Annotated in this window: 8 protein-coding genes; 3 read left to right on the forward strand and 5 right to left on the reverse strand. The window is 41.3% G+C overall.

The window, feature by feature from the left end:
- Positions 1-877 precede the first annotated feature (877 nt).
- Positions 878-1,393: an N-acetyltransferase family protein gene (locus ACTNEW_RS15835; protein WP_441062715.1), complete on the forward strand. Its 516-nt coding sequence runs from the start codon at positions 878-880 to the stop codon at positions 1,391-1,393.
- A gap of 199 nt (positions 1,394-1,592) precedes the next feature.
- Positions 1,593-3,257, forward strand: coding sequence for an alpha-glucosidase (locus ACTNEW_RS15840; RefSeq protein ID WP_441062717.1), 1,665 nt, complete (start codon positions 1,593-1,595; stop codon positions 3,255-3,257).
- A 256-nt stretch (positions 3,258-3,513) separates the two neighbouring features.
- Here ACTNEW_RS15840 and ACTNEW_RS15845 read toward each other — a convergent pair whose 3' ends face one another.
- From ACTNEW_RS15845 to ACTNEW_RS15860, 4 genes are all read right to left on the reverse strand, one after another.
- On the reverse strand, positions 3,514-4,083 hold the full coding sequence (locus ACTNEW_RS15845) for an ATP-binding cassette domain-containing protein (RefSeq protein WP_441062719.1): 570 nt from the start codon (positions 4,081-4,083) through the stop codon (positions 3,514-3,516).
- A complete protein-coding gene (locus tag ACTNEW_RS15850; RefSeq protein ID WP_441062721.1) occupies positions 4,080-4,847 on the reverse strand; it encodes an ABC transporter permease in 768 nt (255 codons plus the stop codon). The genes ACTNEW_RS15845 and ACTNEW_RS15850 overlap by 4 nt, the downstream gene beginning before the upstream one ends.
- A gap of 154 nt (positions 4,848-5,001) precedes the next feature.
- On the reverse strand, positions 5,002-5,982 hold the full coding sequence (locus tag ACTNEW_RS15855; protein ID WP_441062723.1) for an ABC transporter substrate-binding protein: 981 nt from the start codon (positions 5,980-5,982) through the stop codon (positions 5,002-5,004).
- A gap of 173 nt (positions 5,983-6,155) precedes the next feature.
- Positions 6,156-6,755, reverse strand: coding sequence for an ECF transporter S component (locus ACTNEW_RS15860; protein ID WP_441062724.1), 600 nt, complete (start codon positions 6,753-6,755; stop codon positions 6,156-6,158).
- A gap of 347 nt (positions 6,756-7,102) precedes the next feature.
- On the opposite strand from ACTNEW_RS15860, the gene ACTNEW_RS15865 reads away from it, so the two are divergent.
- The gene (locus ACTNEW_RS15865; RefSeq protein ID WP_441062726.1) at positions 7,103-7,807 is read left to right on the forward strand and encodes an HAD family hydrolase; all 705 of its coding nucleotides are present in this window, start codon (positions 7,103-7,105) and stop codon (positions 7,805-7,807) included.
- Between the two features lie 138 nt (positions 7,808-7,945).
- Here the strand turns inward: ACTNEW_RS15865 and ACTNEW_RS15870 are convergent, their stop codons facing one another.
- Positions 7,946-8,908, reverse strand: a complete 963-nt coding sequence (locus tag ACTNEW_RS15870; RefSeq protein WP_441062727.1) for an aldo/keto reductase — start codon at positions 8,906-8,908, stop codon at positions 7,946-7,948.
- Positions 8,909-9,407 lie beyond the last annotated feature (499 nt).

Here is a 9,407-nt window from a genome sequence, read left to right on the forward strand (position 1 = left end):
CTCAACGACATATGCGGTTTTCTGTGGTTTCTGTCATCTCTCATTGACGACCCGACTACTTTATCATATGTTCAGTCATTTGTCAACAACTATTTTTATTTTTCTGAAAAATTGCTAAATTGTGTCTTTTAGAAAAACAATTCTTTCTGACAGCTCAATTAGGATACCACAGGAGACCATGCATGTCAACAACTTTTTTCATTTTTATCTACATTTTTTCATGGCATAAACAAGACTCGTTTACATTTTTTTTTATCACCGGGCAGGTTATATTGATTCTACTACTTCTTCAGACAAAATCTTCATCTATGAAAAAGTACATCTCCATAGATTTATTAGTATGAAGCCATATATTTCATTACCATATTCAAATCTTTGTTTGTAAATCTTCTTATTATTTCCGGATCCCATCAATCAGATTGTAACTCATATCCAGAAAATCCAAAATCTTTGCCTTTTCTACTCTCCCATGTATTCTTTATTTTTCATAACTGTGAAAATACTAAACAGTTACAAATTGAACAAACACTACTCCTTAATTTATTGTTCATTAAAATACCCAATTACTGTTTAACATAAAAAGAAGAACCTATACCTTATAATTTTACATAAATCCTTCTTTCTCAAAGATCAAAGACGGTCAGGCAGACGGCTCCATCCAGATAATCATAAGCCAGAAAACATTAATTAAAATCCATTACCGGATACAACGAAACTTGCCTGAAATCCATCTATCTATTATTTATTACAATAGACTTTCGCAAAATTTTCGAGTACAATACTTTTCAAAACGAATATGCACAATTCAATCCGCTGCTTATTCCTAACCGGATCACTGCTTCGGTTAAATTCCAATCAATAAAGGGGAAGTATAAACATGATCAGAAAAGCAACAAAAGAAGATTTACAGGCTGTTAATGCTATTTACGATGACCTGCACACTGCAGAAGAAAACGGAACTGCTGTCATTGGCTGGATACGCGGAGTTTACCCCACAGCCGATACTGCAAAACAGGCTTTAAAGAACGGAGAATTGTTTGTAGAAGAAGACGGAGAAATTGTCGGAGCTGCCATTATTAATCAGAAACAGGTAGACTCCTACAAAGAAGGCAGCTGGAACTACGAGGCTCTTGATGAAGAAGTGATGGTTCTGCACACTCTGGTCATTTCCCCGAAAGCATCAGGCAAAGGCTACGGAAAAACCTTCGTAGATTTTTACGAAAAATACGCTCTCGCCCATAACTGCCATTATCTGCGAATGGACACAAATGCCAGAAATCGCACAGCCAGAACATTATATCGTAAACTTGGATATCAGGAAATCGGAATCGTTCCTACTGTGTTTAATGGAATTGAGGGAGTACAGCTGGTTCTGCTGGAAAAATACATATGAGAGAGAATTCTGCTTTGCCGGACGCTCTGCCTTCGACAGACAGCAGAAGTGCACTGAAAAGTCAAGATTGTGCTATTTTTATACAAAATGATGCAAGCATTTTTACCTGAAATACGTTATAATCCTTTTACTTCAAACTGTCTGGTTATTGATTTTTCGATGTACCAGACATCACTATACATACCAGGAGGTTTCACTCATGAACAGAAAATGGTGGCACGACAAAGTGGCTTATCAAATATACCCCAAGAGTTTTTATGATTCCAATGGCGACGGTATCGGAGATATCCCGGGAATCATCAGCAAGCTGGATTATCTGAAAGATCTTGGCATCGACATCATCTGGCTTTCTCCCTGTTATCGCTCTCCGCTTGCTGATCAGGGATATGATATCTCAGATTATTATGACATTGACCCTCGTTTCGGAACAATGGAAGATATGGATCGTCTGATCGCGGAGGCAAAAAAACGTGATATGTATATTCTCATGGATCTTGTAGTCAATCACTGTTCTGATGAACATGAATGGTTCAAAAAAGCCTGTGAAGATCCGGACGGAAAATACGGCAACTTCTTCTATCTCCGTGATAAAAAAGAGGGCGAGCTTCCTACGAACTGGCGCTCCTATTTCGGAGGTTCCGTATGGGAGGATCTTCCCGGAACCAACAAACAATATCTTCACCTTTTTCACAAAAAACAGCCCGATCTCAACTGGGAAAATCCGGAAGTCCGGGAAGAAGTATATAAAAACATCAACTGGTGGCTGGACAAAGGTCTGGGCGGCTTCCGCATAGACGCGATCATCAACATCAAAAAAGCTCTTCCTTTCCGTGATTATGAGCCTGACCGCGCAGATGGCCTGTCACATATCGACAAAATGCTGGAAGAAGCTTCCGGTATCGGAGATTTTCTCGGAGAAATGCGTGACAGAACATTCAAAAAATACGATGCCTTTTCTGTCGGAGAAGTGTTTAATGAAAAAGAAGATGAGTTGCCTGATTTTATCGGTGAAAATGGCTATTTCTCTACCATGTTCGACTTTAACGAAACCATTTTCGGATCCAGCCCGAATGGATGGTATGATGCTGCTCCCATCACACCGGATGATTACAAAAAATGCTGTTTTGAAACTCAGCGAAAGATCGGAGACATCGGCTTTGTTTCCAATATCATCGAAAATCACGATGAACCGCGCGGTGCCAGCCGTTACATTCCGGAAGGCGACTGTTGTCCCGAAAGCAAAAAAATGCTGGCTGCACTGAATTTCATGCTTCGCGGTCTGCCTTTTATTTATCAGGGACAGGAGCTTGGAATGGAAAATGTTCCTTTCTCATCCATTGATGAGGTAGATGATATTTCCTCTCTGGATCAATACAAAGTTGCTCTGGATGCAGGCTGTACAGAGGAAGAGGCATTAAATTCCATTCGCCGTTTCAGCCGTGACAATGCCCGTACCCCCATGCAGTGGACTTCTGAGGAAAATGCAGGTTTTACCACAGGAACCCCATGGCTCAAACCCAATCCCAATTATGTCTCCATAAATGCTTCCAGTCAGCTCGATGATCCTGACTCTGTACGAAGCTTTTACAAGAAACTGATTGCCCTGCGCAAGAACCCGGAATACAAAGAAACAATTGTTTACGGTACGCTGGAACCTGTATGGGAAGACCGGCACAATCTGATGGCATATTACCGCAAAGGTGATAAAACCCTGCTTGTCGCGGGTAATTATCAGCGTGAAGTGCAGTCCGTCACACTGCCGTCACCATACCGCAGAGTTCTCCTCAATAACTATCCGGATATTGAGACAGAAGATACAGTTATCACCCTTTATGGATATCAGGTATTGATTCTGGAGATGTAAAGCTTCCCTTTCACTCGTGCTGTTTCACATTTCCCTAGATAAGCCACGTTAATTACTTCACTGTTTCGCTGAGAATGTTTTTTCGAGAGTGCAATCGTAAAAACGCAGGCGTAGCGGGCTACGCTGAGGCTTTTACGATTGTGCTATCGGGAAAACAGACCAGCGAAACATGCTGTTAATTAACATGGATTATACTAGTATAAGCCACGATAAATACCTTATTGTTTCGCCGGTTATACCAGTGTTTTATCGTAGCTTATACCAGCAATATCTTCTCCGCATGAAACAGTTCCACCTCTTTTTCCTGATGCGTGGAAAACAACAGAGTACGGTCTCTTCGATATTTCAAAATAAAAGAAATAACCTGATTCCTGGTAGTTTCATCAAGACCGGTGAGAGGTTCATCCATCACGATCACATCTGAATCTGCCAGCATAGCCCTTGCAATCGCTGCTCTTCTCTTCATACCACCGCTGAACTCTCCGGTTTTCTGATCAAGAGATGCTTCCGGCAAAATTTCTTTCAGGATTTCCCTGATTTTTTCCGGATTCTGCGGTTTTCTTTGTACCACTTCCACATTTTCTGCGGCAGTCAGAAATTCAAACAGCCGGTTTTCCTGAAAAACTGCGGAAAACCTTTTTCCGGAAAAACCTTCCACCGTCCCGCTGTCTGCTTTTACAATGCCAAGCAGAATATGCAGCAATGTTGTTTTGCCGCACCCGGAAGGCCCCATCAGCGCATATACATTACCTTCTTCCAGAAAAAGATTCAGCTTTCTAAGAACAATATGTTCTTCATAACATTTTGAAAGATTTATGATCTTCACTTTGTCTCTTCCCCTTTCAGAGTTTTTCCGCCAAACAACCTGAGAATCCTCAGAAATCCTTTTTCAAACAGCATGCTTAACAAAATAATCACAAGCGTCCAGGCAAACAGGCTGTCTGTATTGAGATAAATCTTCGCCATATAAAGCCGTTCTCCGATGGAATGTCTCGGAATGCCGATGATTTCTGCCGCGACTCCGGATTTCCATCCCATTCCAAGTGCGACCCGTGCTCCGCTCATCAGGAAAGGCAGAAATGCCGGCCTGTAAATATAGAGAAATTTTTTCCATAAACTCATCCCGAAAACACGGGACATTTCCAGCATCCCTGGATCCACATATTCCAGTCCCTGCCCCATGTTCACATAAATAATCGGAAATACCATAAGAAAAACAATAAAGAGCGACAGTTTTTCCGAACCTGCCAGTATCAGAAGCAACACTACAAAAGATGCCACCGGAACAGACTTGGCAAGCTGAACTACAGGATCCAGAAGAAGTTTCAGCCATTTTACACGAAAAGTAATTCCAGCCATCGCTACAGCGCTTCCAAATGCCGCCAGAAATCCTGCCATAATTCTCAAAGCAGAATTTCCAATGGAAATCCAGAATTCCATTCCGTGCATCTGTTCCCATAGTGAGCGCAGCATGTCTGCCGGTCCCACGAATACCAGAGAATCTTTCATAATCACTGAAACTATCTGCCATACACAAAGCCAGAAAAAAATCGCTACTGTTTTTTTACCTGTGTCTTTCTTATTTTTCATAAACATCTCCCGCTGCTGTTCAAATCAGTATTTTTTCTGAAATCCCGGTACCTTTCCAACTTATTCTTTCCGGAAATTTCCCTGTTGATCATTCAGAAAAGGAGGGGCATGATCTGTCCCTCCTGCATTCTGCTTAACCATATTTTTCTGTCTGTTAATCTTCTGTTTCTGTATAATAGAAATCATCGCCCGGAAGACTTCCTCCAATGGATTCCGGATTCTGTTCCATCAGAACTTCCAGATACCCGCCAAGAGCAGTTTTCATTTCTTCACCGTCCAGATATTTCAGATTACATTTCGGAATTGCCGCTTCTGCGATTGGTGCTTTTTCCACAATACCGGCTGCTGCTACCAGCTCTGCTGTCTTTGCCGTATCTTCCTCAGCGAACTCAATGGAATCTTCATGCTCATCCAGAAATTCCTCGATTACTTCCGGATTTGCATCAATATAATCTTTCTTCGCAATAGTTACACCTGTTACCAGAGTACCTTTACCGGTTTTGTCCCATTCCTGGGTCAGGTCACAGACTTCTTTCAGATTTTCGTTCTGCTTGCAGGCTGCAGTTGCAAATGGCTGCGGAAGAATTCCGATTGCGCTTTCATCCTGTGCCAGAACAGAAACCACTTCTGTAGCCTCAGATTTAAATTCCACTGTCACATCATCCTGCGAAATCCCGTTCGCTTCCAGCAAATAATTCAGCACATATTCCGGTGTCTGACCTTTACCTGTAGAGTAAATGGTTTTTCCCTTCAGGTCTGCCACACCGGCAATACTTTCATCCGCTGTTACGATATACAGAACACCGAGAGTATTCACATCAATAACCTGAACTTTTCCCTCCGTCTTGTTATACAGAATACTTGCAATGTTTGCCGGAACCAGTGCAATATCAAGATCTCCGGATGTAAATCCGGCAGATACTTCATCAGCTGCTGCCATCATCTCAAAAGTAAACTGCACATCCTCGTCGTCCTCTGTTTCTGCTTCATTCATAAAACTTACAAGCCCCATAGATGTTGGTCCCTTCAGAGAACCTACACGCGCAGTATCCTGTGCCAGCGCAGTAACCGATGTTCCTGCAAGCATGGAAACAGACATTGCGACAGCGGCAAAAAGCATCATTTTTTTCTTCATAAGCAATACCTTCCTTTTCTGAATTGTGTAAATAATTCTGATTACTTACTGATTTATTCTATTATAGCATTGCGCCAAAATGGTTACAACCGAAACTTTACCGAAATCAAACACTTACACAAATCACACATGAATCTGTCTGCTTAGCTGTATGGATTACTCCTTTGTATCAACTACTCCTTCGAATTAATTACAAGAATATGACTTTTGATCAATGCGGGTCTTAATGCATTGTAAATAATTGCAACCAGAATGACTGATACAATCGCATTGATCAGCGTGGCAACTGCACTCATTTTTGCCAGAGCCTCTGCGAGTTTCTGCGGCTGTCCCAGAATAAACTGTTTGTAAAAATATCCAACAATCGGATCTGCAATTACATTAAAAGCAAGTCCTGCTATGGAAGCAATCAGGCTCCATTTAAAGACATATTTTCTGTCTGTACTCTCATTGATTTTTGCAATTTTGTGAGCAACAAGTCCTGTGATCAGTCCGATGCAAAGTTTTAAAACAAATGTTTTCGGCGCTACCGTAATATACACCGGATCCATAAGGTCCGCAATCGTCATGCCCACGGCACCGGCAAGCCCTCCATACCATCCGCCAAGCAGCAGCGCTCCCAATACACAGAACGCATTTCCAATATGTAAGGAAGTCGCATCTCCGCCAGGTACCGGAATCTTAATCTGTAAAAATGTAAAAGCAACATAGCATAAAGCAGCCAGAAGAGCTGTCTGTGCAAGTTTTGAAATAGTACTGTTTTGAGTATTCATAATAATTTTCCTCTCTCTCTCAATAATGCCGTTATCATACGCGAGAACTGTCCTTTTTACAATACACAATTTAAATTATTTTTAACAGTCCAGTTTATCTATCTATTTTATACATCCCTGTTTGTTTATCTATTTTATGCAATCCCGTTTATTTATCTATTTTACAACCCGGTTTGTTCATCTATTTTATACAATCCCGTTTATTTATCCTTGCGGTAGTTTCACAAAACAGTTATAGTATAACTACATAAAAACACCGCTCAAAATATCAGAACCATCATTTCTAAGGATGCGTCCCCGCTCTTCATTCTGATATTTCCTATTAACAGCCATAAAAGGAGTTTCCAATGATAAAAACTGTTATTTTTGATATCGATAATACATTATATAGCTATGACACAGCTCACATTTATGGAATGGAAGCGCTTGTCCGATATTGCCAGGACGCCTTTCACCTGCCGCAGGACTCCATTCTTCGTTGTTATGACCGTGCACAAAACATTATGATGCAGCGCATCGGAACAGATACTGCAGCCATTCACAGCCGGATGCTGCGCTTTCAGTGCATGACCGAATTACTCTCTCAGCCGCTCTTTCCTCATGTGGAAAATATGTATCACGCCTACTGGGATACCCTCATCGACCATTCCCAGCCATCTCCAGGCGTTCTCAGGCTCTGCTCGGAGTTAAAGAAAAGACAGATCCGCATTGGTATCGGAACTGACATGACAGCTTCTATTCAATATGAAAAGATTAAAAAACTGGGTTTTGTACCGTATATTGATTTTATTGTCACAAGCCAGGAAGCCGGTGTCGAAAAACCGCATCCTCATTTTTTTGAACTCTGTGTGGAAAAATCAGAATGTAAACCGGAAGAATGTGCTTTTATCGGGGATAACCTGATCAAAGATGTAAAAGGAGCCAGTGATTGTGGACTTCTCGGAATCTGGTACAGCCAGGAAAAAACTCCCAATAAAGAAATAAACAATCCAACCATCATTTCCTATGGTGATCTGGAACATTTCTTTCAGATATGTAAACTTGTCGAGTGAACATTGTTCTCCTCTATAAAATGATAATCTGATATAAAAAGGGGCTATGTTTTTTCACAGCCCCCTCCGCCTGCAGCGGATTGCTTTAGCAATATAATTCCTCTCCGCCGCAGTGCGATTCCGCCCCGGAGGGCTTTTTTATTCCATTATATAATCTGTTTTCTCAAAGGGTATTTCAAAGGTACCGCAGGCTTCCGCAAAACTATCAGCCCCTCTCGGTCCGTACAAAGGAACACAGGCAAAATCCTGACATGTAAAGAATCCAAGAACGGCCTGCGTTATCGTAATATGATATTTCTCCGCAATTTTGATCATCTGGTCTTTTACTTTTTCATTTTCCTCCGTATAATATTCCGATTCCCGCACAGCTTCCTCTCCAAGCGCGATCCATTTGTTAAAAGCACCGCTGCAAAGTCCCATATATGGCATAGCAAGATTCCTGGGATTTTCTCTGTGATAGGCAAGCATTTCCTGGTCCATCAGAACAAGTGTATCATCTGCCGCCGGGCGTTTGTGCATACTTCCCACATTATAATACATTTCATTTGCCGCAAAACCACGGTATCCCATTTTTCTGCAGTATGCATCCGCTTCTTTCATTCTCTCAGTGGTCCAGTTGGAACATCCATAGTATCTAATTTTTCCTGCTTTCACAAAGCTCTCCATGGTATCGATCAACTCTTCCACGGTTCTTGTCCGGTCATCTCTGTGATAAAAATAAAGATCGATCCAGTCTGTCTGCAGGGCTTTCAAAGAAAGATTCAGATCATATTCCATCTCCTCTTTTGACAGACGGCTTTTATGAAGATCAATGTCTTTTGCACGCATATCCGGATGACCGCCTTTCGTTACAAGCACAATTTCATTTCGTTTATTGCTTCTGGAAAGCCACTCTCCCAATACTCTTTCACTTCTTCCAACTTCTGTGGGAACCCAGTCGGAATATACTCTCGCAGTATCGTAAAGATTCCCCCCAAGATCAAAAAATGCATCAAATACTTCATCCGCATTTTTCCCTTCCCATTTCAGCCCGGCATTTACACAGCCGCACCCCATAGATGATACTGACAAATCGGTTTCCGGAATTCTGATTCTTTTCATGTTTTCTGTTTCCTCCTGAAGTATTTTCTATATTCCAAAGCGTGTTTAAAAATTGCTTTCTGTTATATGTATATGTTTTAGAGTGTGTTTGAATTTTCAAACACGCTCTAATCCTTAAACGATTATTTTCTCTGCCTTTTCATCAATGAAACTACACGATGCCCAAACATTTCTCTTTTCTTATATTTTAACCGTTCTTCGTGTGAATTACCAGAGCATGTTTGAAAATGCAAAGCATGTTTTACATGCACAAAAAGAATCCTGAAAAGCAGGATTCACCATCTGCGGTGGATTACTTTAGCAATATAATTCCTCTCCGCCACAGTACGATCCTACCCGGAGGACTTTTTGCATCATAGGAAAATACAATACACCTTCCTTTTTAACAAAAAAAATAACAGCTGTCTCCAGCTGTTTTCTTTCCTTGCATCTTCAAAACTACATACATGTCTGACATTTCCCTGAAAATCTCTTAACCTTGCTTTTGGACAAGCCCTCG

The organism is Blautia sp. HCP3S3_G3 (genome assembly GCF_052063365.1).
Taxonomy (GTDB): Bacteria; Bacillota; Clostridia; order Lachnospirales; family Lachnospiraceae; genus Blautia_A.